Source organism: Streptomyces sp. NPDC056527 (assembly GCF_042794475.1).
In the GTDB taxonomy this organism is placed as follows: Bacteria; Actinomycetota; Actinomycetes; order Streptomycetales; family Streptomycetaceae; genus Streptomyces.
Map to the genome: position 1 here is coordinate 63248 of NZ_JBHTTQ010000020.1, position 26265 is coordinate 89512.

Sequence of the window (26265 nt, forward strand, 5' to 3'; positions counted from 1 at the left end):
CTTCGCATAGCCTCCCGGTCATGACACTCCATGACACGGCCGCTGACGTGTGGCTTCCGATTCCCTCGGACGAGATCGAAGGGCTTCCGGAGCCGGGCGCGTCGGGGCTGAACTACCGTTTCTGGGACGGCGGTCCGGACTTCCCCGCCGATCCGGCGCGCTGCGCCTTCTACGTCGTCCCGTACATGAAGGGCACGGAGATCGCCGTCCGGCCGCTCGCCGCGATGACCTCGGTGCGCGCGATCCAGACGCTGTCGGCGGGCACGGACCATGTGGCGCCCGGACTCGGCGCGCTGCGCCCCGGGGTCGAGCTCTGCAACGCCAAGGGCGTCCACGAGGCCAGCACCGCCGAGCTGACGCTCGCCCTGATCCTCGCCTCGCTGCGCGGGATCCCCGGCTTCGTGCGCGGCCAGGACGCGGAGGAGTGGCGGGCCGGCTTCTATCCGGCGCTGGCCGACAAGTCGGTGCTGATCGTGGGGTACGGGTCGATCGGTGCGGCCATCGAGGACCGGCTCGTGCCGTTCGAGTGCGCGCGGGTGGCGCGCGTCGCGCGCTCCGCCCGCACCACGGAGCGCGGTCCGGTCCAGCCGATGTCCTCTCTGGCCGACCTGCTGCCGCAGGCGGATGTCGTCGTGCTCTCCACTCCTCTCACGCCCGAGACCAGGCATCTCGCCGACGCGGGGTTCCTCGCGCGGATGCGGGACGGGGCCCTTCTGGTCAACGTGGCCAGGGGTCCCGTGGTGGACACCGCCGCGTTGCTCAAGGAGGTCGAGAGCGGCCGGATCACCGCCGCGCTCGATGTCACCGACCCCGAACCGCTGCCGCCCGGCCACCCGTTGTGGCACGCTCCCGGTGTCCTGGTGAGTCCCCATGTCGGCGGTTCCACTTCGGCGTTCATGCCCCGTGCCAAGCGGCTGATCGCCGGCCAGCTGACCCGGTTCGCGGCGGGGGAGGGACTGGCCAACGTGGTCCTGACCACCTGAGCCGCAGGCCCACGCCGTGCGCCCCCTCGGTGCGCCCGCTGTGAGCCCCAGGGCCGTCACTGAGAGTACAGCACCCCTGTCCCTGAGTGACGGTCCTGGTGTATCGTCCCGGAGCGGGGGGCTGCGTCGAGTACGAGCTGGCGCTGGGGAGCGAAGTGACGGGTCATCAGAATCCGAGGGGGGCGACGGGTGAAGTACGGCCGATGGACCGACGATCCGACGCGGCGGGGCCGCCGTCGACGACCCTCGCGCGCCCCATTCCGGCACAGGAGGCGCCGGAAGGCGGCGGCGCACGCAGGGGAGCCCCGGTGACCGCCCCCGGCGCACTCATCGGCCGCAGCCCTGTCGCCGCGGGCGCCGCGCAGGGCGGCACGACGACCGGCGGTGCCTCGTCCGCCGCCCCGGTGGCGGCCGGCTCCCCGGCGAAGAAGTCCGGAGGCGGCGCCCGCGGCGCCCGCGGGCCGGACCCGACGCCGTCCGAGAGTGGAGGAGTCCTCACCCAGGTCGTCCTCGGACTCGTCTGCGCGGCGTACGCGACCGGAGCCGCCCTCGGCTGGGGGTCGGAACAACTGGCGCTCATCATGGGCGACTTCGGCCTCAGTGCGGCGGCCCTGGCGGCCGGTGTCTCCTGCTTCCTCTACACCCGCGTCCGCGAGAGCCGCTTCCGCCCGGCCTGGCTGCTCTTCGCCTTCTCCTCCACGATGGCCGCCGCCGGCAACGGAGTCTGGGGGTGGTACGAAGTGGTGCTCGGCCGGGAGGTGCCCAGCCCCTCCGTCGCCGACCTGTTCTTCCTGCTCTTCGCCCCGCCCGCCATCGTCGGCCTGCTCGTCCTCGCCAAGAAGCCCGTCACCCGGGCCGGCTGGGTCTGCCTCGGGCTCGACGCCTGGCTCATCGGCGGTTCGCTGCTCACCCTCTCGTGGAGCCTCGCCCTCGCGCACACCGCCCACTTCCAGGGCGAGAGCGTCGCCGAGGCCGCGCTCTCGCTCGCGTACCCGCTGCTCGACATCGTTCTCGTCAGCATGGTCCTGGCCCTGCACTTCCGCCGCTCCAACGTGAACCGCTCGGCGACGAACACGGCCATCGCCGCCCTCGCCCTCACGGTGCTGTGCGACGCCCTGTTCACCTCACCCCTGCTCCGGGAGAACTACACCTCCGGACAGCTGCTCGACGCCGGCTGGTTCGCCGGATCGCTGCTCCTGGCGTACGCCCCCTGGGGGGTTCGCCGGAGCGCCGAAGGGCCCTCCTCCCCGCGCGGCCAGCGCCTCCCCAGCCGCCCCGTGGCCGGCTCGCTGGCCGCCCTCACCCCGTATCTCGCCGCTGCGGTCTGCACGCTCGGCATCCTGTACAACGTCGTCGAGGGACGCAGAGTGGACCGCGTGGTCGTCTTCACCGGCTGTACGGTCGTCCTCGCCCTGGTCGTCCGGCAGGGCATCATGCTCCTCGACAACATCGCCCTCACGCATGAACTGGCCCAGAAGGAGAACCACTTCAGGTCCCTGGTGCAGGGCTCCAGCGATGTCATCATGATCGCCGCGCCGACCGGCATACTCCGGTACGTCAGCCCCGCCGCCTCGGGGGTCTACGGTCGTGAGGCCGAGGATCTGATCGGCTCCGAGCTGGCCTCCCTCATCCATCCCGAGGACCTCGGCGGCGTGGTCCACGAAGTGCGGCGGTTCCTCGCCGCTTCTCCTTCGGAGGAGCCGACGACCCGGATCGAGTGCCGCTTCCGCTCCGGCCGAGGCGACTGGCTCAACGTCGAGTCCACCGTCAACCGCCATCAGGGCGGGCTCATCTTCAACAGCCGCGACGTCACCGAACGGGTCCGCCTGCAGGCGCAGTTGCAGCACAACGCCGAGCACGACCCGCTCACCGACCTGCCCAACCGGGCGCTGTTCACCCAGCGCGTCCGCAAGGCCCTCACCGGCCGACGCTCCTCCGATCCCGGCACCGCCGTGCTCTTCATCGACCTCGACGGCTTCAAGGGCGTCAACGACCGGCTCGGCCACCAGGCGGGCGACGAGCTCCTCGTCCAGGCCGCCCGTCGCCTCCAGGACTCCGTGCGGGCCGGGGACACCGCCGCCCGTCTCGGCGGCGACGAGTTCGCCGCGCTCATCCTCGGCGACGGCTCACGGGACACGTCGGCCCGCGAGTACCAGGTCCACGAGATCGCCGACCGGCTCCGCCTCACGCTCTCCCAGCCGTACCGGCTCGACGGCGGGAACGAGGTACGGGTCGCCGCCTCCATCGGCGTCGCCTTCGCCGAGCCCGGCATCAGCGCGGGGGACCTGCTGCGCAACGCCGACCTGGCCATGTACCGGGCCAAGGCCGCCGGCAAGGACCGCGTCGAGATGTACGCCCCGCAGATGCAGGCCGAGGTCGTCCGCAGGACGGAGCTGGCCACCCGGCTGCGCACCGCGCTCGACGACGGCGAGTTCGCCCTGCTCCACCAGCCCGTCGTGGACCTCACCAGCGGCCGTATCACCGCCGTCGCGGCCCAGGCCCGCTGGCGCTCCGCCCAGGGCATCCTCTTCACCCCCGCCGAGTTCCTGCGCGTCGCCGACGACAGCGAGCGCGTCTCCGAGCTCGGCCGCTGGCTCCTGGAGGAGGCCGTCGAGCAGGCCGCCGAGCGGGCCGGGCTCGGCCATCGGACGCCGGTCTCCGTGCGGCTCTCCGCCCGAAGGCTCCTGGACCGCTCCCTGCCGCTCGGCACCGTCGAGGCGCTGCTGACCCGCCACGGGCTCCCCTCCGGATCCCTGGTGATCGAGCTCGCCGACAGCGACCCCCGGGTCTCCTTCGACGACCTGGAGCAGCGCCTGGTCGCCCTGCGTCGCCTCGGCGTACGGATCGCCCTGGACGGCTTCGGCAGCGGCCACGCGGCCATCAACGCGCTGCGGCGCCTCCCCGTCGACGTACTGAAACTGGACAGAGGTCTGGTCGAGGGCGTCGTCGAGTCCGCCAGGCTCCGCAAGATCACCAGTGGGTTGCTCCGGATCGCCCGCGATCTCGGGCTCCAGTCCGTCGCCGACGGCGTGGACGTCCCCGAGCAGGTGATCGCGCTGCGCGCCATGGGTTGCACGCACGGCCAGGGTATGGCGTTCTCGGGTCCGCTGGACGAGTACCGGCTGCGCCGCGCGCTCGTGCGGGACGAGTATCCCGTCCCCGGGGAGGTGGCGATTCCAGCCGGAAACCATCCCCCGTTCCGCTCAAATAGTGAGACGCCCGTCCCACCCCCTTGACACTGATGGTGCGTCGGGGAGAGGGTCAGTGCCATGCGCACCCGAATTCTCGTACTTGGAAAGCGCGTCGGCTGAAGCAGGGCCTTAGAAGGCCCGGCTTGAACGCTACCGACGCGCTCCCCTCGCTTGCCTCCCGGCACGAGGGGTTTTTTGTTGCACCGGCTCCCCCCAAACCCTCGCAAAAACCCTCTGCTTCGAGAAGAGAATGCTGATGACCGAGCAGGCCACCGGGCACCATCCGCAGCCGCGGGCCCGTAACGGCGGACAGTCCGCCACCACCGTCGAGCACGTCACGGGTGCGCAGTCCCTCATCCGTTCTCTCGAGGAAGTGGGGGCCGACACCGTCTTCGGTATTCCGGGCGGCGCCATCCTCCCCGCGTACGACCCGATGATGGACTCCACGAAGGTCCGCCACATCCTGGTCCGCCACGAGCAGGGCGCGGGCCACGCGGCCACCGGCTACGCCCAGGCGACCGGCAAGGTCGGCGTCTGTATGGCGACCTCCGGTCCCGGCGCCACCAACCTGGTGACCCCGATCGCCGACGCCCACATGGACTCCGTCCCGCTGGTCGCGATCACCGGCCAGGTCGCCTCGAAGGCCATCGGCACGGACGCCTTCCAGGAGGCGGACATCTGCGGCATCACGATGCCGATCACCAAGCACAACTTCCTGGTCACCAAGGCCGAGGACATCCCGAGGACGATCGCCGAGGCGTTCCACATCGCCGCCACCGGCCGTCCCGGCCCGGTCCTGGTCGACATCGCCAAGGACGCCCTGCAGGCGAAGACCACCTTCAGCTGGCCGCCGCAGACCGACCTGCCCGGCTACCGCCCGGTGACCAAGCCGCACGCCAAGCAGATCCGCGAGGCCGCCAAGCTGATCGCCGCGGCCAAGCGCCCGGTCCTGTACGTCGGCGGCGGCGTCCTGAAGGCCGGCGCCACCACCGAGCTGAAGGTCCTCGCCGAGCTCACCGGCGCCCCCGTCACCACCACCCTGATGGCGCTGGGCGCGTTCCCCGACAGCCACCCGCTGCACGTGGGAATGCCGGGCATGCACGGTGCGGTCACCGCCGTCACCGCGCTGCAGAAGGCCGACCTGATCGTCGCCCTCGGAGCGCGCTTCGACGACCGCGTCACCGGCAAGCTGGACAGCTTCGCCCCGTACGCCAAGATCGTCCACGCCGACATCGACCCGGCCGAGATCGGCAAGAACCGCGCCGCCGACGTCCCGATCGTCGGTGACGCCCGCGAGGTCATCGCCGACCTGGTCCAGGCCGTCCAGGCCGAGGCCGCCGAGGGCAACCGGGGCGACTACACCGCCTGGTGGAGCGACCTGAACCGCTGGCGCGAGACCTACCCGCTCGGCTACGACCTGCCGGAGGACGGCAGCCTCTCGCCGCAGCAGGTCATCCAGCGCATCGGCCAGCTCGCCCCCGCCGACACCATCTACGCGGCCGGCGTCGGCCAGCACCAGATGTGGGCCGCGCACTTCATCGACTACGAGAAGCCGGCCACCTGGCTGAACTCCGGCGGCGCCGGAACGATGGGCTACGCGGTCCCCGCCGCCATGGGCGCCAAGGCCGGCATGCCGGACCGCCCGGTCTGGGCGATCGACGGCGACGGCTGCTTCCAGATGACCAACCAGGAACTCGTCACCTGCGCGCTCAACAACATCCCGATCAAGGTCGCCATCATCAACAACGGCGCGCTCGGGATGGTCCGCCAGTGGCAGACCCTCTTCTACAACCAGCGCTACTCGAGCACGGTCCTGCACGCCGACGAGACGGGCCACGACGCCACCGGCTCCCAGGTCGGCGCGAGCACGGCGCCCCGCAAGGGCACCCGCATCCCGGACTTCGTCAAGCTGTCCGAGGCCATGGGCTGTGTCGCCCTGCGCTGCGAGGACCCGGCGGACCTGGACAAGGTCATCGCCGAGGCCAACGCCATCAACGACCGCCCGGTCGTGATCGACTTCATCGTCCACGAGGACGCCCAGGTCTGGCCCATGGTCGCCGCCGGCACCTCCAACGACGAGGTCATGGCCGCCCGGGGCGTCCGCCCCGACTTCGGCGACAACGAAGACGACTGAGACCGAGAGCCGTAGGAAGAGGAACGACGCACATGACTAGGCACACGCTCTCCGTCCTGGTGGAGAACACCCCCGGCATCCTGGCCCGGATCGCCGCACTGTTCTCCCGCCGCGGCTTCAACATCGACTCGCTCGCCGTCGGTGTCACCGAACACCCCGACATCTCCCGCATCACCATCGTGGTCAATGTCGAGGACCTGCCGCTGGAGCAGGTGACCAAGCAGCTCAACAAGCTGGTCAACGTCCTGAAGATCGTCGAACTCGAGCCCTCCGCTGCGATCCAGCGCGAGCTCGTCCTGGTGAAGGTCCGCGCCGACAACGAGACCCGTTCCCAGATCGTCGAGATCGTCCAGCTGTTCCGCGCCAAGACCGTGGACGTCTCGCCCGAGGCGGTCACCATCGAGGCCACCGGTTCGAGTGACAAGCTCGACGCGATGCTCAAGATGCTGGAGCAGTTCGGCATCAAGGAGCTCGTGCAGTCCGGCACGATCGCCATAGGCCGTGGTGCCCGGTCCATCACGGACCGCTCCCTGCGGGCCCTCGACCGCAGCGCCTGACCCTCCCGGCGCCAACGGGCACGGACCGCCTGGTCCATCCGGCGGTCCGCCTGGCGAGACCCGAAAACCTCCCTCCCGCTCCCCGCCGTACGGTGGGACGCAACACCAGCACATCAAGGAGATTCCCAGTGGCCGAGCTGTTCTACGACGCCGACGCCGACCTGTCCATCATCCAGGGCCGCAAGGTCGCGGTGATCGGTTACGGCAGCCAGGGCCACGCCCACGCGCTGTCGCTCCGTGACTCGGGTGTCGACGTCCGCGTCGGTCTGCACGAGGGCTCCAAGTCCAAGGCCAAGGCCGAGGAGCAGGGCCTGCGCGTGGTGACGCCCGCCGGGGCCGCCGCCGAGGCCGACGTCATCATGATCCTGATCCCGGACCCGATCCAGGCCCAGGTCTACGAGGCGTCCATCGCCCCGAACCTGAAGGACGGCGACGCGCTGTTCTTCGCCCACGGCTTCAACGTGCGCTTCGGCTTCATCAAGCCCCCGGCCGGCGTCGACGTCGCGCTCGTCGCCCCGAAGGGCCCGGGCCACCTGGTCCGCCGCCAGTACGAGGAGGGCCGCGGCGTCCCCGCGATCGCCGCCGTCGAGCAGGACGCGACCGGCAACGCCTTCGCCCTGGCGCTCTCCTACGCCAAGGCCATCGGCGGCACCCGCGCCGGTGTCATCAAGACGACCTTCACCGAGGAGACCGAGACCGACCTGTTCGGTGAGCAGGCCGTCCTCTGCGGTGGCGCCTCCGCGCTGGTGAAGGCGGGCTTCGAGACCCTGGTCGAGGCCGGCTACCAGCCGGAGATCGCCTACTTCGAGTGCCTGCACGAGCTGAAGCTCATCGTCGACCTCATGTACGAGGGCGGCCTGGAGAAGATGCGCTGGTCGGTCTCCGAGACCGCCGAGTGGGGCGACTACATCACCGGCCCGCGGATCATCACCGACGCCACCAAGGCCGAGATGAAGAAGGTCCTCACCGACATCCAGGACGGCACCTTCGCCAAGAACTGGATGGACGAGTACCACGGTGGTCTGAAGAAGTACAACGAGTACAAGACCCAGGACGAGAAGCACCTCCTGGAGACCACCGGCAAGGAGCTGCGCAAGCTCATGAGCTGGGTGAACGACGAGGAGGCGTAAGCCTTCGGCACAGGGCCGGACACACTGTCCGGCCCTGTGCCACATCGTTGGACAGGCCGTCCAACCACGGACGAGTGATCCTTCCAACGAGGCGCATGAACTGCGCCGACGCACCACTACACTGCTCAACAACATTCGCGTTCAGGCCCACAGCGTCGTGCGCTTTCACGCGGCAAGCCCCCTCCACCGCCTGCGGCCGTCGGGACGGCCGTCCGCACTGGATCTGTGAGGACTCACGTGAGCTCGAAACCCGTCGTACTCATCGCTGAAGAGCTGTCGCCCGCCACCGTCGACGCACTGGGCCCGGACTTCGAGATCCGGCACTGCAACGGCGCCGACCGCGCCGAACTGCTGCCCGCCATCGCCGATGTGGACGCGATCCTGGTCCGCTCCGCGACCAAGGTCGACGCGGAGGCCATCGCCGCCGCCAACAAGCTCCGGGTCGTGGCCCGCGCCGGTGTCGGCCTGGACAACGTCGACGTCTCCGCCGCCACCAAGGCCGGCGTCATGGTCGTGAACGCCCCGACCTCCAACATCGTCACCGCCGCCGAGCTCGCCTGCGGCCTGCTCGTCGCCACCGCGCGCAACATCCCGCAGGCCAACACCGCGCTGAAGAACGGCGAGTGGAAGCGCTCGAAGTACACCGGTGTCGAGCTGAGCGAGAAGACCCTCGGCGTCGTCGGCCTCGGCCGCATCGGCGTTCTGGTCGCCCAGCGCATGTCCGCCTTCGGCATGAAGATCGTCGCGTACGACCCCTACGTGCAGCCGGCCCGCGCCGCCCAGATGGGTGTGAAGCTGCTGGCCCTGGACGAGCTCCTCGAGGTCGCCGACTTCATCACCGTCCACCTGCCGAAGACCCCGGAGACCCTCGGTCTCATCGGCGACGAGGCGCTGCACAAGGTCAAGCCCAGCGTCCGGATCGTCAACGCCGCGCGCGGCGGGATCGTCGATGAGGCCGCGCTCTTCTCCGCCCTCAAGGAGGGCCGGGTCGCCGGTGCCGGTCTCGACGTGTACGCGAAGGAGCCCTGCACGGACTCCCCGCTCTTCGAGCTCGACCAGGTCGTCTGCACCCCGCACCTCGGCGCGTCCACGGACGAGGCCCAGGAGAAGGCCGGTATCGCGGTCGCCCGCTCGGTGCGCCTCGCGCTCGCCGGTGAGCTTGTGCCGGACGCTGTCAACGTCCAGGGCGGTGTCATCGCCGAGGACGTCAAGCCGGGTCTGCCGCTCGCCGAGAAGCTCGGCCGGATCTTCACCGCGCTGGCGGGCGAGGTCGCGGCCCGTCTCGACGTCGAGGTGTACGGCGAGATCACCCAGCACGACGTGAAGGTGCTCGAACTCTCCGCGCTCAAGGGCGTGTTCGAGGACGTGGTCGACGAGACCGTGTCGTATGTGAACGCCCCGCTGTTCGCGCAGGAGCGCGGTGTCGAGGTGCGGCTGACCACCTCCAGCGAGTCCCCGGACCACCGCAACGTGGTCACCGTGCGCGGCACGCTCTCCAGCGGCGAGGAGGTCGCGGTCTCCGGCACGCTGGCCGGCCCCAAGCACCTCCAGAAGATCGTCGCCGTCGGTGATTACGACGTGGACGTCGCGCTCGCCGACCACATGGTGGTGCTGCGCTACGAGGACCGCCCGGGTGTCGTCGGCACGGTCGGCCGGATCCTCGGCGAGGCCGGTCTGAACATCGCCGGAATGCAGGTGGCCCGCTCGGAGGAGGGCGGCGAGGCGCTCGTCGTGCTCACCGTCGACGACACGGTCCCGGCGGCCGTGCTCGCGGAGATCTCGGAGGAGATCGGCGCGGCCTCGGCCCGCTCGGTCAACCTGGTCTGATCCCGGGCGGATCCCGGTCCGCCCCAGGTACCCGTACCCGGTGTGCTAGACGATCGTCTTACACGATTGTCTAGCTGCCGGGTACAGTGCTGTCATGGGACACAAGGAAGACCTGCTCGAAGGCGCCAAGCGCTGCCTCCTGGAGAAGGGCTACGCCCGCACGACGGCCCGCGACATCGTCGCCGCCTCGGGCACCAACCTGGCCTCCATCGGCTACCACTACGGCTCCAAGGAGGCCCTGCTCCAGCAGGCCTTCCTCACGCTGACGGAGGAGTGGGGCAACCAGGTCGGCCCGGCCGGAAGCGGCGAGGAGAAGAAGGCGCTGCCGGCCGACCCGTACCAGCGTTTCCACGACCTCTGGGAGCAGGTCATCGCGGCGGCGGACGCCAGCCGGCCGGTCTGGAAGCTCCAGACGGAGGTCGTCACCCGCCTCGACGACGACGAGAAGCTCCGCGAGGCCATCAAGGAGCCCCAGCGGGAGGGCCGCCTCGGCATGGCCGAGGGTTTCCTCGGCATCGACCCGGAGGCCGACCCGGAGAAGGCCCGGGTGGCGGGGCTGCTCTGTCAGGCCCTGGTGACCGGCGTGATGATCCAGTGGGTGGTGGACCCCGAGACCGCGCCGACGGCCGAGGACCTGACCGAGGGGCTCAAGGTCCTGATGGCGGAGGGGAACTGACGACGACCTTGGCGCGGGCGTGCTCGACCTCCACGTACCGGATGGCCTCCGCCGCCTCGCTCAGTGGATAGGTCCGGTCGATCACCGGTGTGACGCTCCCGCTCTCGGCCAGGTCACGCAGGGCCGCGAGCTTCTCCCTGCCAGGGGAGGCCGAGAGCACGAGCAGCCGCTGGCGCACGAGGAATGACATCGCCTTCCCCTTGAGGAGAAGCCCCATCGGCCCGACCAGACTGCCCCCTTCGAAGACGCCGCCTCCGGACAGGACGAGCGTCCCGGCGGGGGTCAGGACGCGTCGGCACTCGGCCAGTGAACGGTTGCCCACCAGGTCGAACAGAAGGTCGTAGCGCTCCGCGCCCGCGGCGAAGTCCTCCTGGGTGTAGTCGACGACCCGGTCCGCGCCGAGCGAGCGGATCAGCTCCACGTTCCGCGTACTGCACACACCGGTGACGTCCGCGCCGAGGGCCTTCGCGATCTGGACGGCGAAGGTCCCCACGCCTCCTGACGCGCCGTTGATCAGCACCTTCTGTCCCTGCCGCACGCCTCCCGCGTTGCGCAGCCCCATGAGGGCGGTGGTGCCCGCCAGCGGGATCGCCGCCGCCTGCTCGAACGACAGGTTCGCCGGTCTTCGCTCCACGACGTCCTCGGAGGCGCACATGTACTCCGCGAACGCGCCTTCGGCCTCGCCGAACACCTCGTCGCCGGGGCGCAGTCGCGTCACTCCCGCGCCCACCGCCTCCACCCGGCCCGCGAAGTCCGTACCCAGGATCTGCGCCTTCGGTCTGCGGACGCCGAGCGTCAGGCGTGCCAGGTACGGATCGCCCCGCATCAGGTGCCAGTCGCGCGCGTTGACCGACGACGCGTGGACACGTACGAGCACCTCACCGGCCCCCGGAACCGGCGTCTCGACGTCCCTGAACTCCAGTACGTCGGCCGAGCCGTACCGGTCCTGAACGATTGCCTTCATGCGGCCTCCCTCGACTACCTCCGACGGTAGGCGCCGGGGGTGCCCGGGGGTATCGGGGACGCCCCCGAGAACATCCCCACGGAACCCCGAGGAATCCCGGGGGTGGGACGACCGCCGGGAACGACTACAACTTCGCCGCTTTGAGCGCCATGTGGAGCAGCAGCCTGTCTTCGCCCGCGTCCAGGTCCAGGCCCGTCAGCTGCTCGACCCGCGAGAGCCGGTAGTAGAGCGTCTGGCGGTGGATGCCCAGGGCCGCCGCCGTGCGTCCCGCCTGGCCCGCGTTGTCGAGGAACACCTCCGCGGTGCGGGCCAGTTCGGCGTGGGAGGGGGAGAGCAGGACCTGGACGGCCGGGTCGGGGGCGGTCCGGGGGAGGGCGGTGAGCAGACGGTACGGGCCGATGGACGACCACTCGGCGAGCGGGCCGAGTCCCGGCTGGGCGGTCGCCGCCCGGGCGGCGGCGGCGGCCTCGTGCCAGGCGGTGTCCAGGTCGGCGAGACCACGGCGGGGGAGCGCGATCCCCGCGACGGCCTCCGCGCCGGTCCCCGCCTCGGCCGTCGCGCTTCCACGCGCCCTGCCGGCCTTCGCGTCCGTCCCCGCCGTGCCCGTCCCCGCCCCGGTCCCCCCGGCCGCCGCGTGCCGTAGTCGCCCTGCCGCCGCCGCGGCCGGCGCGAGGTTGTCCGCCGCCCGCAGGCGGACGAGGACCGCGAGCGCCCGCTCGCCCGTGCCCTCCTCGCCCCCCGCCGCCGTCGCGGAACCCGTCGCGGGGCCCTGCCACGGCACCGTGCAGAGCGCGGCCGCGGCCGGAACCGTACGGACCGAAGGGCTGTCCTCGCCCGGCCACGGGGTCACGGCCACCACCGCGTGCAGCCCCTCGGCGTCAGGGCCCAGCGCCGTGCGCAGTGCGGCGAGCGCCATGTCGTACTGCCAGCCCCGTTCCGCGGTCAGCGCGGCCCTCAGCTCCCGTGACAGGTCCGAGCCCGCCCGCTCCTCGTCCGCGAGGAGGCCGCCGATCCGCGCCGCGACCTCCATGGCCGCCGTGAGCTGGTCGGGCGTGGGATGCGGCTCGGCGTCCAGCAGCCAGACGTACCCGAGGACGACGCCCCGGTGCCGCACGGGAAGACAGATGCGGTCCCGGAACACCCCGGCGTCCGGGGCCGCCGGGATCCGTACCGGGCCCGTCGCCCGGGTGATGCCGAAGCCCTCGAACCAGGCGCGGACGGCGGGCGTCGACTTCCTCGTCATGATCGAGCGGGTGCGGACCGGGTCCATGGCGCTGTCGTCGTCGCTGTCGTGGGCCCCGAAGGCGATCAGCCCGAAATCGCGGTTCTCCAGGGTCGCCGGGGCGCCGAGCAGCGCCGAGATCTCGTCGACCAGTTCTTGGTAGTCGCCCTTCACGGCAGCCATTCTCGCACCCTCTCAGACATATGTATGAGATGCCGCCCACGGATGCGTGACAGGTGTCGATGGCAGAGGATCGGAGCGATCCTTAGGTTTCACGGTGGTTCTCCGTGCTGTTCCCGATTCCTTACGAAAGATCGGGTAGGCACCCTTCGTCACCCTGCCCTTCTGGAGGTCCCCGTGCTGGGTCCCGTGATCCTCGCCGCGTCGCGCAGCGACAAGATGCGCCGTTTCGTGTCGGCCGCCCCCGGGACCAAGCAGGTCGTCGACCGGTTCATCGCCGGCGAGACGGTCGAGCACGTCATCCCGATCGTCGAGGACATCGCCGGCCGCGGCCTGGAGGTCACCCTCGACGTCGTCGGTGAGGACATCACCACGGTCGAGCAGTCCCACGCCGCCCGTGACGCCTACCTGGAGCTCATCGGCCGCCTCAAGGAGCTGGGCCTCGGCGAGCGCGCCGAGATGTCCGTCAAGCTGTCGATGTTCGGCCAGTCGCTGGAGGGCGGCCACGAGCTCGCCCTCGCCAACGTCCGCCCCGTCGTCGAGGCCGCCGCCGAGATCGGCACCACGGTCACCCTGGACGCCGAGGACCACACCACCCTCGACTCGATGTTCGCCATCCACGAGGAGCTGCGGAAGGACTTCCCGCAGACCGGCTGCGTCATCCAGGCGTACCTCTTCCGTACCGAGCACGACGCCCGGCGCCTCGCCGCCAACGGCTCCCGCGTCCGGATCGTGAAGGGCGCCTACAAGGAGCCCGCCTCCGTCGCCGTCCAGGACAAGGCCGAGATCGACAAGGCCTACGTGCGGATCATGAAGATCCTGATGGAGGGCGAGGGCTACCCGATGATCGGCTCCCACGACCCGCGCCTGATCTCCATCGGCCAGGAGCTCGCCCGCCGCGCCGGGCGCAAGCTGGACGAGTACGAGTTCCAGATGCTGTACGGCATCCGCAGCGAGGAGCAGAACCGTCTCGCCGCCGAGGGCCACCGGATGCGCGTCTACACGGCCTACGGCACGGACTGGTACGGCTACTTCATGCGCCGCCTCGCGGAGAAGCCGGCCAACCTGCTCTTCTTCGCCCGCTCCATCCTCACCAAGGGCTGAGCCCACCCCTCAAAAGGAGTTACGAGACTCATGGACGCTGTAACCCAGGTCCCCGCTCCGGTCAACGAGCCGGTGCACAGCTACGCCCCCGGTTCCCCCGAGCGCGCCCGTCTCGAGTCCAGGCTCAAGGAGCTGGCCGAGAACCCGCGCGACCTCCCGATGACGATCAACGGTGTGAAGCGCATGGGCGGCGGCGAGCGCGTCGACGTCGTGCAGCCGCACAACCACAAGGCCGTCATCGGTACCTTCGCCGGTGCCACCCAGCAGGACGCCCAGGACGCCATCGACGCCGCCCTGGCCGCCGCCCCGGCCTGGCGCGCGATGTCCTTCGACGACCGCGCCGCGATCATCCTGCGCGCCGCCGAGCTGCTGTCCGGCCCGTGGCGCGAGACGCTGGCCGCCTCCACCATGCTGGGCCAGTCCAAGACCGCCCAGCAGGCCGAGATCGACACCCCCTGCGAGCTCGTCGACTTCTGGCGCTTCAACGTGGCCTACGCCCGCCAGATCCTGGCCGAGCAGCCGCCGGCGAACTCCCCGGGTGTGTGGAACCGACTGGACCACCGCCCGCTGGAGGGCTTCGTCTACGCGATCACGCCGTTCAACTTCACGGCCATCGCGGGCAACCTGCCCACCGCCCCCGCCCTCATGGGCAACGTGGTGGTCTGGAAGCCGTCCCCGACCCAGACCCACTCCGCCGTGCTCCTGATGGAGCTCCTGGAGGAGGCCGGCCTGCCCAAGGGCGTCATCAACCTGGTGACGGGCGACGGCATCGCCGTCTCCGAGGTGGCCCTGAACCACCGCGACCTGGCCGGGATCCACTTCACCGGTTCGACCAAGACCTTCCAGCACCTGTGGAAGACGGTCGGCAACAACATCGAGTCCTACCGCTCCTACCCGCGGATCGTCGGCGAGACCGGCGGCAAGGACTTCGTCGTCGCCCACCCGAGCGCCGACCGCGCGATCCTGAAGACCGCGCTGACCCGCGGCTCCTTCGAGTTCCAGGGCCAGAAGTGCTCCGCGTCCTCGCGTGCGTACGTCCCGGCCTCCATCTGGAACTCGGGCTTCAAGGAGGAGTTCGCGGCCGAGGTCGACGGCATCAAGATGGGTGACGTCACCGATCTGACGAACTTCATCGGCGCCGTGATCGACGAGCGTTCGTTCGCCAAGAACAAGGCCGCGATCGACCGCGCGAAGGCCGACGAGACCTGCACGATCGTGGCCGGCGGCACCTACGACGACTCGGAGGGCTACTTCGTCCGTCCGACCGTCATCGAGTGCGCCGACCCGGCGAACGAGGTCTTCACGACCGAGTACTTCGGCCCGATCCTCGCGATCCACGTCTACGAGGACGACAAGTACGACGAGATGTTGACCCAGATGGAGTCGGTCTCGGACTACGCGCTGACCGGCTCGGTCATCTCCGGCGACCGCGCCGCCACGGCGTACACGATGGAGAAGCTCCGCTTCGCCGCGGGCAACTTCTACATCAACGACAAGTCGACCGGCGCCGTCGTCGGCCAGCAGCCCTTCGGCGGCGGCCGCGCCTCCGGCACGAACGACAAGGCCGGCGCGCCGCAGAACCTGATGCGCTGGACGCTGACCCGCGCGATCAAGGAGACCCTGGTCCCGCCGACCGAGTACGGCTACCCCCACATGGGCTGACGCCCCCCGGGCCTCCTGAGGCCCGCCTCTGACACCGCCCCCCTCCTGGGTCCCCCAACCCAGGACGGGGGCGGTTCTCATGCGGGGGGCTTACGCTGCTGGGAGGGGGCTCGGTGAGGAGGTACGCCATGCCTGGTTCGACGACCATCGGCCCCGGGCACGGGGTCGACGCGATCGAGCACCTCGACGCGCTGCGGATGACGTCGCTGATGAAGGAGCTGCACCGGCTGCTGACCGAACCGGGGCCCGACCGGCTCACGGACGCGCAGATCGAGGCCCTGCGAGGGGGCGAGGGCCTCCATCGGGAGGGCTTCGCCGACTGGGTGGAGCGGATGGCCCGCGATCTGGAGAAGGCCACGGCCTGAGGACGCGCCGTGCGAGGAAGTCGCCGGTCAGCTCGGCGACTTCCTCGAACGGGCTGTCGGAGGCGCTGTGTAGGGTGACGTCGATTGACGCCGATCTCAACGGGGGTGGATATGGCGTTCGACGACGAGTGGTCGCGGATCAAGACCGAGACGACCACGATGCGGCTCAACCAGCTCGACGGGGGCGGGGGTGGCGGCGGGGGAACGTCGCAGCCGGACCTGAAGACCGCGCCGGCCGAGAAGAAGGCGGCGGCCAAGGCCATCCACGAGATCCTGGAGCCGGAGACGAGGACCGCGGGGGATCACGCCGACGCGTCGACGACCGCGGTGAAGACGGAGTTCGCGGGGTGGCAGACGGCCTCCGCGCTGAAGACCGTCGAGGAGACCTGGACCGGCCAGGTGAAGATGCTGCTCGGACGGCTCAGCGGCGAGAAGGGCGCGCTCGGCGGGTCCGGATTCTCCTTTCAGGTACAGGAGTTGAGAATCCGCGACGGTTTTCAGCCGCTGGCGCCCGGCCCGAAGGAGTAGGGCGACCGTGCTCACGTACCACGAGGTCATGACGACCGACTTCGGCAAGCTGACCACGGCGGCCACGGCCTGGGACGGCATGGCGGACAAGTTCGAGACGTTGGAGACGACGTACGAGAAGAAGGTCCAGTCGACCACCACGAGCGGCATCTGGCTCGGGCAGGCCCAGCAGGTGGCCGCACCGAACTTCGCCGTCACCCGCAACGAGTACAACAGCGCGCAGATCCAGGCGCGGACGGTCGCCATGCTGCTGCGCGAGGCGAGCACGCTCTTCACCGAACTGAAGGGAAAGGTGAAAGCGGCGGTCGACGAGGCCGTGGCGGCGGGGATGAAGGTCAGCGAGGGCGGGGTCGCCTCGTTCGACTTCTCCAAGGTCGACACTCAGGACGCACGTGCCATCCGCCACGATCCCGACCTCCCCGAGGTGGAGCGATCCTGGACACGGCGGATCCAGCAGGCCGTGGACGCCTTCGACGAGGCGGACAACGGGGTCAAGCTGGCCCTCGTCGACGCGGTGACGGACACGAACTTCCAGGACGGCACCTTCGGCGGCTTCAACGGCAGCCGCCCGTACTCCTCCCTCAAGGAGGCTGCCGCGGCCGAGAACATGCCCAAGGACCGGTCGAAGGTGCCGGAGTGGTGGAGCAGGCTCGATCCGGTGACGCGGGCCATCCTGCTGGAGGAGCGCGGCGACGAGCTGCGCAAGGCGGGCGTCCTCGACGTCTACCACTACAAGTGGTCCAAGCCCGACGAGGGCGCCGGCGCGTTCGACGTGGAGGACCCCACGGCACGCGACTACTGGGTCCTCGCCCAGGCGAAGCTGCTGGAGGGCGGCGGCGACGTCATCGGCCAGAACGGCGCCAGCCGCAACATGTCGCACTACCTGAGCGCCACGGGAGAGCCGCTCACCGTGGACGTGGACCGCTTCCTGCACGACGAACCACAGCTCGGCAACTCCATCAGGACCAACCATCTGGAGCTCAACCAGGAGGCCTGGCGGCAGCAGGCCCTCGATGCCTACCAGCAGTCCGGCGGCAAGCCCGTGGCGGTCCCGGTGGAGAGCCGGGCCATCGGGCAGCAGCTCAAGGAGGGCACCGAGTGGTACCACGCCATCAACGGACACCAGCAGAACGTCTCCGGCGTGGTGACCGTGACCCCGGGGGACGACGGCAAGCCCAAGGTGGCCCTCGACTACCAGGTCAACGTCTGGGACCGCTACAACTGGGACAACGGCAAGGGGATCGACCTCGGCCCCGTGCACATCCCGGACACCGACATGCAACGCCTGCACAAGACCGGCCTCGCCCAGGAGTTCGACATGCGAGGATCCAGCTCGGTCCGCCACCAGGACCTGACCGTCCTCCCGTCCTCGACCCCCGTGCCCGACACCGATCCGGGCCGGGACGGCACCCGCAAGGACCCGGACCGCGCCAGGGAGGCGAACCGATGACGTGGCCCGCCCGTTCCAGGCGAACGGTCCTCGTGGCGACCCTCGCCGCCGCCGTGCTGCTCACCGGCTCCGGCTGCTCGTCCGGGGCGGACGAGCAGCGCGGACCGGAGTGGAAGAAGGGCGCCGGAGCGACCGAGACCGCGGCCTACATGAAGGTCGACGTGCCCGCGGGGGCCACCGAGGTGAAGGGAGCGGTGAAGCTCGTCCCCCAGGACGCGGTCCAGCTGCTGACCTTCGTCACCACGCCGAAGGAGGCCGAGGCCCTCGGGCGGCAGTTCGAGGGGCAGGGTCCGCTGATCGTGCGGCCGGCGCAGAGCGCCGAGCCCACGACCGACCCGTCCTTCGCCCACCTCGGTACCTCCGAACCGGAATCCCTCACCGGTCTGCGCTGGGCCGGCGTCTGCCCGCCCTGCGTCAAGGACCAGCGGCGCAAGCACATGCAGTGGATCGAGATCTACCTCCAGAAGCTGGACGCCGACCACACACGGGTCTACCTGCGCGCCTGGTGATCGCGACGGCCGGCTACGGCCTGGGGACGCGCCGCGCGAGGAAGTCGCCGATCAGCTCGGCGATCCGGGGAGCGTGGGTCTCCAGGGCGAAGTGGCCCGTCGGCAGGAGGTGGATCTCCGCGTCGGGGAGGTCGCGGCCGAAGGCCTTGGCGCCCGCGGGGACGAAGACCTCGTCGCCCTCGCCCCAGACGGCGAGCAGGGGGACCTGAGTCGTGCGGAAGTAGTCGTGGAAGGCGGGGTAGAGCTCGAAGTTGGAGCCGTAGTCGCCGATCAGGTCCAGCTGGATGGCGTCCTGGCCCTCCCGGGCCATCAGGGCGGCGTCGTGGTGCCAGGCGTCCGGGCTGAGGAGGTCGCGGAACCCGGCGGGGACGCCCGTCTCGTACTGCCACTTGATGCCGTCGAGGGAGCGGATGCCGCGCACCGGCTCCTCGGTCTCCGGCGTGCGGTCGGCGATCATCGCGAGGACGGGTGCCCAGGCGTCGGCCCCGAGGCCCTCCTCGTAGGCGTTGCCGTTCTGGGTGACGATCGCGGTGATCCGCTCCGGATGGGCGAGGGCCATGCGGAGGCCGATGGGGGCGCCGTAGTCCTGGATGTAGAGGGCGAACCGGTCCAGGCCGAGGGCCTCGGTGAACTCCGTGGTGACGGCGGCCAGTTCGGCAAAGGTGTAGTCGAACTCCTCGGCCGACGGCGCGGCGCTGCGACCGAAGCCGATGTGGTCGGGGGCGATCAGCCGGAGCGGGTGCCCCTGCGCTCGGGCGGAGCCGAGAGTGCGGGGGGCGCCGGCGAGGAGCGGCATCAAATCGCGGAACATGTGCGAGCTGGTGGGGAAGCCGTGCAGCAGAAGCAGGACCGGGGCGTCCGCGGGGCCCGCCTCCCGGTAGTGGATCTCGTGGCCGCGGACGGTGACGGTGCGGTGGTGGACCGGCTGCACAGGAGACATCGTCTCTAACCCCTCAATGCGCTCTGACTGGTTGACGGTGAGTGAATCAGGATTGGTTCTAACCTGTCAATAATCCTTTGATGGTTAGCTGCGGTGAGGGGGAGACTTGAGGGGTGAACGTGATCACCGCTGCCACCCATGAACTCGGGCCCGCACGCCTCCGCTCGATCAAGGACATGCTCGACGCCGCGTTCGACGGCGACTTCTCCGACGAGGACTGGGATCACACCCTCGGCGGCATGCATGCCTGGATCGAGGACGCGCGGGGGATCGTCGCCCACGGCAGCGTGATCATGCGGCGTGTGCTCCACGACGGGCGTTCGCACCGCATCGGTTACGTCGAGGGTGTGGCTGTGCGCCTCGACCGGCGCCGGCAGGGGCTCGGCGGGCTCGTCATGGACGAGTTGGAGCGGGTGATCGACGGGGCGTACGCCTTCGGGGCGCTCTCCGCCTCCGACGAGGGGGCCGCGCTCTACCGGGCGCGCGGCTGGGCGCCGTGGAAGGGGCGGATCGAGGTGATCGGGCCCGAGGGGATCGTCCACCTCCCGGACGAGGAGGGGTCCACCTATCTGCGTGCGGCGGCCGACGGGACGCTGCCGGACCCCGCCGCCGCGCTGCTCTTCGACTGGCGCGACGGCGACGTGCTCTGAGTGTTCGGAGGGCTCAGCCCCGGCAGCCCTTGGCCGCGTCCCGCTTCAGGCCGATCAGCGCGCCGGTCGCACCGAACAGCGCGACGAAGGGCGTCGTGTAGGCCGGCATGTCGAAGACGTCCACGAGGGTCACCCCGACCGCGCCGACGACCAGCAGCATCCAGACCGTCAGCAGCACCTTGCCCTTGCGGCTGAGGAAGAGCCACCGGCCGGGCCGCTCGGGCAGTGTGTCGAGGGCCGCGGCAGGTCCTTCGCTGGCCGCCTTCGGGCGCTTGAAGTACGCGAAGATCATCCACTCTCCGCACATCTCCCAGCCCTCCGGCGTCAGCCGGTCGAGGACCTCGTCGCGCCGCTTCCCGCTGATCAGCTCGCGGCGGTACTCCCAGCGCAGGGCGGCGCCCGGCACCCGGCGGCACATGAACCGGCCGAGCGTGTCGAGCCCCTCGACCTCCCACCCCTGGTCGCCGTGGAGCGCGAGCAGCCGCCGGTCGCTGTAGATGTCGGCCGTCCACAGCCAGGTCTCGGCCTCCACGGGCTCCGTCGCCACCGGCGCCGTACCGCCCAGTCGCGCCGCGAAGTCCTCGGCGGGGCCGAACTCGTCCTGGGGCGAGGAGTCCGTCTCGGCGAGGTGTCCGCGCAGTTCGGCGACGGTGGCGGCGATCTGCTCCGCCGGAACGCCGGCCCTGCTCAGCGCGGCGGTCAGCGTGTCGAAGTACGTGCTCGGCTCGGTGTTCATCGTGTTCCCCCGGTGTTCAGCATGGTCTGTACGGCGGTGTGGAAGGTCAGCCACGCCCCGCTCTCGGTGGTGAGGTGGCTCCGGCCCTGCTCGGTGAGCCGGTAGTAGCGGCGCCCCGGCCCCCGCTCGGCGGCCCGGAACTCGGCCTCCACCAGCCCGGCTTCCTCCAGCCGGTTCAGTACGGGATAGAGGGTCCCGCCCTTGATCTCCCCCAGCCCCGCCTCGGCGAGGGCCTTGGAGATCTCGTACCCGTAACTCTCGTCCTCCGTGAGGCAGGAGAGGACGAGGAGGTCCAGGACGCCCTTGAGCCAACTTGATCTGCGGTCTGCGGCCATGGCTGTATTTCAGCACCAGCTAGATAGGAATGCAACCTAGCTGGCGTCGCTAGCTGGATCGGGACACCAGCATCTTCCCGATGTTCTCGCCGCGCAGCATCCCCAGGAACGCGTCCACGATGTGCTCGAAGCCCTCCACCACCGTCACGTCCAGCGGCAGCCGCCCGCTCCGCAGATGCGGCACCGCGAAGTCGTACAACTCCTGCTGCGCGTCCGTGTGACCGGAGACCAGGAAGCCTTCGAGGCGGATGCTCTTCTCCACCAGGTCGAAGAGGTTGCGCGGGGCGGGCGGGGGAGCGGAGAGCGAGTGGTACTGCGCGACCGCGCCGACCCAGGCGATGCGGCCGTGCTCCCGCAGAGCGGCGATCGACGCCTCCAGGTGGTCCCCGCCCACCCCGTCGAGCACGGCGTCCAGGCCGTCCGGTGCCGCCTTCGCGAGCAGTTCGGAGACCGGCCCTTCGTGATAGTCGAAGGCCGCGTCGAAGCCGACCCGTTCGGTGAGGTACGCGACCTTCCGCGCCGAGCCCGCGCTGCCGACGAGCCGCCCGGCGCCCAGGAGACGGGCGAAGCGGCCGGCCGCCGTGCCGACCCCGCCGGCCGCGGCCGAGACGAACAGGTCCTCGCCCGGCTGGAGCCGTGCGATCCGGGTCAGACCGACGTACGCCGACAGGCCCGTGCCGCCGAGCACGCTCAGATGCGCCGAGAGGGGAACGCCGGCGAAGTCCGGGACGGGGCGCACCTCGTCCGGCGCGACGACGGAGTGCGTGCGCCAGCCCTTGCGGTGCTGGACCAGATCGCCGGGGGAGAGCCCAGGGGCGCGGGAGTCCACGACGCGGCCGAGGGTGCGGCCCTCCATGGGGGAGTGCAGGGTCCACAGGAAGTCCCCGTCCATCGCCTCGCGGTGGTACGGGTCCACGGACCAGAGCAGGTTCTCGACCAGCGCGGTGCCGGGCGCCGGGTCCGGGACCGGGGACTCGACGAAGGCGAAGTGGGCGGGGGTGGGGAAGCCGTCGGGACGGGCGGTCTGCTGGACGGTGATCATGGTCTCGTGCGTCATGGGGGAGACCGTAGGAAGGAATGCCACGGCTGGGCAGTAGGTTGCTCCGATGGATCGCACCGATCCATCGAAGTTCCTCATACTCCGAGGTGGGAGCCCTGATGACCGACCTCGCGCCGCATGAACTGCGCGTCCTTCTCGCCGTCGGGAACGAGGGTGGTTTCTCGGCCGCGGCCGCCGTGCTCGGCATGTCGCAGTCCGCCGTCTCCCACTCCGTGCGGACCAGCGAACGCAAGCTCGGCGCCGTCCTCTTCGATCGCGGGCGGTCCGGGGCCGCACCCACCGCCGCCGGGCAGCGGGCCCTCGCCCATGCGCGGCGGGTGCTGCGGCTCCTGGAGGTGATGGGCGCGGAGGTCCGGGGTGCCGAGGCGGGCACGGCCGCGGGGCCGCTGCGGATCGCCGCCTTCCGCAGCGCCGCGCTGCATCTGCTGCCGCGCGCCCTGGAGCGACTGACGGCCCGCCACCCGGAGATCGCCCCGGAGGTGCGGATCGTGCGGGAGGTGGGGCCCGGGACCGCGGGCGAAGTCCTGGAGGGGCGAGCCGACCTCGGCATCGCGACGATCGGCACGACGTCGCCCGTGCCGCCGCAGCTCGTCGGGGGCGTGCTGGTCGAGGAGGGGTACGCGCTGGTGCACCCGGCCGGCAATGCCGCGCCGCGCTCCCTGCCGCTCGTGGACTGGACGGAGAACTGCACCTCGTACACCCGGGAGTGGTGGGCGGAGCAGGACTGGCTGCCCGCGGCCACCGTCGAGGCCGAGGACGACGGAGCGGTGCTCTCGATGGTGAGCAGTGGATTCGGTATGGCCGTGATGCCGGAACTCTCCCTGATCGGAGCACCGCCCTCGGTGCAGATCACCGATCTCGGTCCGGATCGCCCGACGCGGTCCGTCGGCTATGTCACCACCCCTGAGCTGGCGAGATCCCTCGCGGTGCGGGCGTTGATCCGTGAGCTGAGGGCTGTGCGGCAGCCGTGGTGAGGCGATCACCGTCTCAGATAGTAGGAAGTCCGAGTAATTGTGGAGACAGATGCGGCCACCTGTCCTAGCTTTGTAGGAGCCGAACGTCTCGCTTCATCAGCGAATGGCGGTCGAGAGCGCGATGCCCCTGTGCAGGCAACCCCTGCGGCGGCGCTCCCCGCCCCTTCCGGCGCCTTCGATCATCACTGATCTCCGATCTCGGATCACCACTGATCTCAAGGAGTCGATCCCCATGGCCGCTGAGACCGCCCGCCGTGTCCGCCACTCCGTCGCCCGCCCCATCGCCGACGACGCCCGTAAGAACGCCGCCGCCGCGCTCCAGCGCGCCCTCGACCGCCGCGACAACGGCGGCGCCACCGGCCACTAGGCCCGGCCTCGTCGGCGCTGCCCGCGCCGGGCCGTGTCCGCGCCGCGCCGACACGGCCCAGGGTGGCGAGCGAGCCGTCCGGTACCGGCCGCGGCGCCGCATGCCGCCGAACCGGCGAGAACGCCACGGCGCCTCAACTTCCCGCGCGGACAGTCGTGTTGCTCCGGCACCGACATGCGTCGAGCGAGAGTGTCGGGGCGCCCGAAGCGTGGGGTGTCCTCGGTCCTGGCCGGCGGCTTGCCGGTACTCACCGGCGTCCGGATGGTGGACAACGAGTGTCAGACGCTGGGACGAGGAGTAGGGTGCCGACATGTCTCACAGCATCAATCTCGCAGTCATTCCCGGCGACGGCATCGGCCAGGAGGTCGTGGCCCAGGGCCTCAAGGTCCTCGCCGCCGCGCTTCCGCAGGACGTGAAGCTGGAGACGAAGGAGTACGACTTCGGCGCCAAGCGCTATCACGCGACCGGTGAGACCCTCACCGACGCGGACGCCGAGGCCCTCAAGCAGCACGACGCCATCCTGCTCGGCGCGATCGGCGACCCGTCGGTCCCGTCCGGAGTGCTGGAGCGCGGCTTCCTGCTGAAGCTCCGCTTCCTCTTCGACCACCACGTCAACCTGCGTCCCTCGAAGCTGCTCCCCGGCGTGTCGACCCCGCTCAAGGGCCAGCCCGAGATCGACTTCATCGTGGTCCGCGAGGGCACCGAGGGCCCGTACACCGGCAACGGCGGCTCGATCCGTACCGGCACCCCGCACGAGGTCGCCACCGAGGTCTCCGTCAACACGGCGTTCGGTGTCGAGCGCGTCGTCCGTGACGCCTTCACCCGCGCCCAGGCCCGCCCGCGCAAGAAGCTGACGCTGGTCCACAAGAACAACGTCCTGGCGTACGCGGGTCACCTCTGGACCAACGTGTTCGCCAAGGTGGCCGAGGAGTTCCCCGAGGTCACCACGGACTACCTGCACGTGGACGCGGCGACGATCTTCCTCGTCACGCAGCCCGAGCGGTTCGACGTGATCGTCACCGACAACCTCTTCGGCGACATCATCACGGACCTCGCCGCGGCCGTCTCCGGCGGCATCGGCGTCGCCGCCTCCGGCAACATCAACCCGAGCGGCGAGTTCCCGTCCATGTTCGAGCCCGTCCACGGCTCCGCGCCGGACATCGCGGGCCAGGGCAAGGCCGACCCGACGGCCACCGTTCTCTCCGTCGCTCTCCTGCTGCGCCACCTCGGCCACGAGTCCGAGGCCGCCCGCATCGAGGCCGCCGTCGCCGCCGATCTGACCGAGCGCGGCGACTCCGTCCGCACGACGGACGAGATCGGCGACGCGCTCGCGGTACGCGTAGCGAGCTGACCCGTCGACTGACGTCACACAGCCGCCGGGTCGCGCAAGCACCCGGCGGCTGTACCTATGCGGCCGTGGGGTGCCACCATCAACTCATGGATCGCATGCACGCCGTTTCCGTGCACCGCCTCCCACGGGCGATAATCGAACGTGGGGCCGCGGCATGCGGGAAAGCTCGGACGTCCTAGCAGAGCACTGATAGCGGCGTGAGCGCGGTCCGTCACACACAACCGGTGAAGGACAAGCACTCATGACGACGCCCACGATCGAGCTCAAGCCCTCCTCCAGCCCGCTGTCCGACGCGGAGCGAGAGGCGATCCTGGCCAACCCGGGATTCGGCCGCCACTTCACCGACCACATGGTGACCATCCGGTGGACCGAGGGCCGCGGCTGGCACGACGGCCAGCTCGTGCCGTACGGCCCGCTCTCCCTCGACCCGGCCACGAACGTCCTGCACTACGCGCAGGAGATCTTCGAGGGCCTCAAGGCGTACCGCCGTCCCGACGGCACCGTCGCCACCTTCCGCCCCGACGCCAACGCCCGGCGCTTCCAGGCCTCCGCGCACCGTCTCGCGATGCCGGAGCTGCCCGTCGAGACGTTCATCGAGGCGTGTGACGTCCTCGTCCAGCAGGACAAGGCGTGGGTCCCGGCGCACGGTGGCGAGGAGTCCCTGTACCTGCGCCCGTTCATGATCGCGACCGAGGTCGGTCTGGGCGTGCGGCCGGCGAACGAGTACCTCTTCGTCGTCATCGCCTCGCCCGCCGGTCCGTACTTCCCCGGTGGCGTGAAGCCCGTCTCCATCTGGCTCTCCGAGGACCGCGTCCGCGCCGTCCCCGGCGGCATGGGCGACGCCAAGACCGGCGGCAACTACGCGGCCTCCCTCCTCGCGCAGGCCGAGGCGGCGGAGAAGGGCTGCGACCAGGTCGCCTACCTCGACGCCGTGGAGCACAAGTGGGTCGAGGAGCTCGGCGGCATGAACCTGTACTTCGTGTACGAGGACCGCATCGTCACCCCCGAGCTGACCGGCTCCCTGCTCGCCGGCATCACCCGTGACTCGCTGCTCCGGCTCGCCGAGGACCTCGGCTACCGGTCCGAGGAGGGTCGGATCTCCATCGACCAGTGGAAGGCCGACACGGAGAACGGCTCGCTCAAGGAGGTCTTCGCCTGCGGTACGGCGGCGGTCATCACCCCCGTCGGCACGGTGAAGGCGGCGCGCGGCGACTGGCAGCAGTCGGGCGGACAGCCGGGTGAGGTCACCATGAAGCTCCGGGAGGCGCTTCTCGCCATCCAGACGGGCAAGGCCGAGGACGTCCACGGCTGGACGCACCAGCTGGGCTAGTCGACACCGCGAACGGCCCCGGGGCACACCGCCCCGGGGC

24 protein-coding genes are annotated in these 26265 nt (G+C 70.5%); 18 read left to right on the plus strand and 6 right to left on the minus strand.

Going from position 1 to position 26265, the window contains the following annotated elements; all coding sequences use genetic code 11:
* Positions 1–20: 20 nt before the first annotated feature.
* The 7 genes from ACFQ7Q_RS13640 to ACFQ7Q_RS13670 all read left to right on the plus strand — a co-directional run bounded on the left by ACFQ7Q_RS13640 (position 21) and on the right by ACFQ7Q_RS13670 (position 10498).
* Positions 21–983 (plus strand): 2-hydroxyacid dehydrogenase, encoded by a 963-nt coding sequence (locus tag ACFQ7Q_RS13640; protein ID WP_383553699.1) that lies wholly within the window; start codon positions 21–23, stop codon positions 981–983.
* Positions 984–1186: 203 nt separating this feature from the next.
* Positions 1187–4219, plus strand: a complete 3033-nt coding sequence (locus ACFQ7Q_RS13645) for an EAL domain-containing protein (protein WP_383553702.1) — start codon at positions 1187–1189, stop codon at positions 4217–4219.
* A gap of 205 nt (positions 4220–4424) precedes the next feature.
* Positions 4425–6308 (plus strand): acetolactate synthase large subunit, encoded by a 1884-nt coding sequence (locus ACFQ7Q_RS13650; protein ID WP_383553704.1) that lies wholly within the window; start codon positions 4425–4427, stop codon positions 6306–6308.
* A 32-nt stretch (positions 6309–6340) separates the two neighbouring features.
* On the plus strand, positions 6341–6865 hold the full coding sequence (gene ilvN / locus ACFQ7Q_RS13655) for an acetolactate synthase small subunit (protein ID WP_215065241.1): 525 nt from the start codon (positions 6341–6343) through the stop codon (positions 6863–6865).
* Positions 6866–6993: 128 nt separating this feature from the next.
* Positions 6994–7995 carry a ketol-acid reductoisomerase gene (ilvC, locus tag ACFQ7Q_RS13660; RefSeq protein ID WP_383553706.1) on the plus strand — a complete coding sequence of 334 codons (1002 nt, stop codon included), beginning with the start codon at positions 6994–6996 and terminating at the stop codon, positions 7993–7995.
* Between the two features lie 237 nt (positions 7996–8232).
* The gene (gene serA, locus ACFQ7Q_RS13665) at positions 8233–9822 is read left to right on the plus strand and encodes a phosphoglycerate dehydrogenase (RefSeq protein WP_383553709.1); all 1590 of its coding nucleotides are present in this window, start codon (positions 8233–8235) and stop codon (positions 9820–9822) included.
* A 94-nt stretch (positions 9823–9916) separates the two neighbouring features.
* Complete coding sequence (locus ACFQ7Q_RS13670; RefSeq protein WP_383553711.1) at positions 9917–10498, plus strand: TetR/AcrR family transcriptional regulator; 582 nt, start codon at positions 9917–9919, stop codon at positions 10496–10498.
* Here ACFQ7Q_RS13670 and ACFQ7Q_RS13675 read toward each other — a convergent pair.
* Both ACFQ7Q_RS13675 and ACFQ7Q_RS13680 read right to left on the minus strand, forming a co-directional pair.
* Positions 10470–11462, minus strand: coding sequence for an NAD(P)-dependent alcohol dehydrogenase (locus ACFQ7Q_RS13675; RefSeq protein ID WP_383553713.1), 993 nt, complete (start codon positions 11460–11462; stop codon positions 10470–10472). The genes ACFQ7Q_RS13670 and ACFQ7Q_RS13675 overlap by 29 nt on opposite strands.
* A 124-nt stretch (positions 11463–11586) precedes the next feature.
* On the minus strand, positions 11587–12858 hold the full coding sequence (locus tag ACFQ7Q_RS13680; RefSeq protein WP_383553761.1) for a PucR family transcriptional regulator: 1272 nt from the start codon (positions 12856–12858) through the stop codon (positions 11587–11589).
* Positions 12859–13041: 183 nt separating this feature from the next.
* Here ACFQ7Q_RS13680 and ACFQ7Q_RS13685 point away from each other — a divergent pair, with 183 nt between their 5' ends.
* From ACFQ7Q_RS13685 to ACFQ7Q_RS13710, 6 genes are all read left to right on the plus strand, one after another.
* Positions 13042–13968, plus strand: coding sequence for a proline dehydrogenase family protein (locus ACFQ7Q_RS13685; RefSeq protein ID WP_383553716.1), 927 nt, complete (start codon positions 13042–13044; stop codon positions 13966–13968).
* A gap of 30 nt (positions 13969–13998) precedes the next feature.
* A complete protein-coding gene (gene pruA / locus ACFQ7Q_RS13690; protein ID WP_383553719.1) occupies positions 13999–15630 on the plus strand; it encodes an L-glutamate gamma-semialdehyde dehydrogenase in 1632 nt (543 codons plus the stop codon).
* Positions 15631–15758: 128 nt separating this feature from the next.
* Entirely contained in the window at positions 15759–15995 is a 237-nt protein-coding gene (locus ACFQ7Q_RS13695) for a hypothetical protein (RefSeq protein ID WP_383553721.1), read from the plus strand.
* Between the two features lie 111 nt (positions 15996–16106).
* Complete coding sequence (locus ACFQ7Q_RS13700) at positions 16107–16523, plus strand: hypothetical protein (RefSeq protein WP_383553725.1); 417 nt, start codon at positions 16107–16109, stop codon at positions 16521–16523.
* Positions 16524–16530: 7 nt separating this feature from the next.
* The gene (locus ACFQ7Q_RS13705) at positions 16531–17973 is read left to right on the plus strand and encodes a hypothetical protein (protein WP_383553727.1); all 1443 of its coding nucleotides are present in this window, start codon (positions 16531–16533) and stop codon (positions 17971–17973) included.
* Positions 17970–18482 carry a hypothetical protein gene (locus ACFQ7Q_RS13710; RefSeq protein ID WP_383553730.1) on the plus strand — a complete coding sequence of 171 codons (513 nt, stop codon included), beginning with the start codon at positions 17970–17972 and terminating at the stop codon, positions 18480–18482. Before ACFQ7Q_RS13705 ends, ACFQ7Q_RS13710 begins: the two co-directional genes overlap by 4 nt.
* A gap of 13 nt (positions 18483–18495) precedes the next feature.
* Here the strand turns inward: ACFQ7Q_RS13710 and ACFQ7Q_RS13715 are convergent, their stop codons facing one another.
* On the minus strand, positions 18496–19422 hold the full coding sequence (locus tag ACFQ7Q_RS13715; protein WP_383553733.1) for an alpha/beta fold hydrolase: 927 nt from the start codon (positions 19420–19422) through the stop codon (positions 18496–18498).
* Positions 19423–19535: 113 nt separating this feature from the next.
* On the opposite strand from ACFQ7Q_RS13715, the gene ACFQ7Q_RS13720 reads away from it, so the two are divergent.
* The gene (locus ACFQ7Q_RS13720; protein ID WP_383553736.1) at positions 19536–20072 is read left to right on the plus strand and encodes a GNAT family N-acetyltransferase; all 537 of its coding nucleotides are present in this window, start codon (positions 19536–19538) and stop codon (positions 20070–20072) included.
* A 13-nt stretch (positions 20073–20085) separates the two neighbouring features.
* On the opposite strand, the gene ACFQ7Q_RS13725 is transcribed toward ACFQ7Q_RS13720, so the two are convergent.
* From ACFQ7Q_RS13725 to ACFQ7Q_RS13735, 3 genes are read right to left on the minus strand one after another with little or no spacing between them, the layout of a single operon-like run.
* On the minus strand, positions 20086–20808 hold the full coding sequence (locus tag ACFQ7Q_RS13725) for a hypothetical protein (protein WP_383553739.1): 723 nt from the start codon (positions 20806–20808) through the stop codon (positions 20086–20088).
* The gene (locus ACFQ7Q_RS13730; protein ID WP_383553742.1) at positions 20805–21143 is read right to left on the minus strand and encodes a PadR family transcriptional regulator; all 339 of its coding nucleotides are present in this window, start codon (positions 21141–21143) and stop codon (positions 20805–20807) included. Before ACFQ7Q_RS13730 ends, ACFQ7Q_RS13725 begins: the two co-directional genes overlap by 4 nt.
* A gap of 49 nt (positions 21144–21192) precedes the next feature.
* Positions 21193–22200 carry a zinc-binding dehydrogenase gene (locus ACFQ7Q_RS13735; RefSeq protein ID WP_383553745.1) on the minus strand — a complete coding sequence of 336 codons (1008 nt, stop codon included), beginning with the start codon at positions 22198–22200 and terminating at the stop codon, positions 21193–21195.
* A 101-nt stretch (positions 22201–22301) separates the two neighbouring features.
* On the opposite strand from ACFQ7Q_RS13735, the gene ACFQ7Q_RS13740 reads away from it, so the two are divergent.
* From ACFQ7Q_RS13740 to ACFQ7Q_RS13755, 4 genes are all read left to right on the plus strand, one after another.
* A complete protein-coding gene (locus ACFQ7Q_RS13740; protein WP_383553747.1) occupies positions 22302–23177 on the plus strand; it encodes a LysR family transcriptional regulator in 876 nt (291 codons plus the stop codon).
* Between the two features lie 232 nt (positions 23178–23409).
* On the plus strand, positions 23410–23544 hold the full coding sequence (locus tag ACFQ7Q_RS13745) for a hypothetical protein (RefSeq protein WP_383553750.1): 135 nt from the start codon (positions 23410–23412) through the stop codon (positions 23542–23544).
* 310 nt (positions 23545–23854) lie between these two features.
* The gene (locus ACFQ7Q_RS13750; RefSeq protein WP_383553753.1) at positions 23855–24895 is read left to right on the plus strand and encodes a 3-isopropylmalate dehydrogenase; all 1041 of its coding nucleotides are present in this window, start codon (positions 23855–23857) and stop codon (positions 24893–24895) included.
* A gap of 241 nt (positions 24896–25136) precedes the next feature.
* A complete protein-coding gene (locus tag ACFQ7Q_RS13755; protein WP_383553756.1) occupies positions 25137–26225 on the plus strand; it encodes a branched-chain amino acid aminotransferase in 1089 nt (362 codons plus the stop codon).
* Positions 26226–26265: the final 40 nt, after the last annotated feature.